A 299-nucleotide genomic window follows, 5' to 3' on the forward strand; every position below is an offset into this window, starting at 1 on the left:
CAAAAAAGCCCCACCAGATCACTGGCGGGGCTTTTTCATATAACTAGCCTGACGATAACCTACTTTCACACTGGTTGCAGCACTATCATCGGCGCAAAATCGTTTCACGGTCCTGTTCGGGATGGGAAGGGGTGGGACCGATTTGCTATGGTCATCAGGCTTTGACTTGTAAGCTTTGCAGCGCTCTGGCGCTGCAACAGCTTTAAAACTTGGAAGAATTCAGATTTATTATGTAGCGATTGCGTATCAACTACGCACAACATGCGCACTTCTCGCCTACAACTTATCAATGTTATAGG

General features: G+C 46.8%; 1 rRNA gene. It reads right to left on the bottom strand.

What is annotated here, in order from left to right:
* Positions 1 to 46: 46 nt before the first annotated feature.
* Positions 47 to 159: ribosomal RNA gene (gene rrf, locus AC6H42_RS04670) — 5S ribosomal RNA — on the bottom strand.
* Positions 160 to 299: the final 140 nt, after the last annotated feature.

This window comes from Massilia sp. NBRC 108631, from assembly GCF_059704565.1.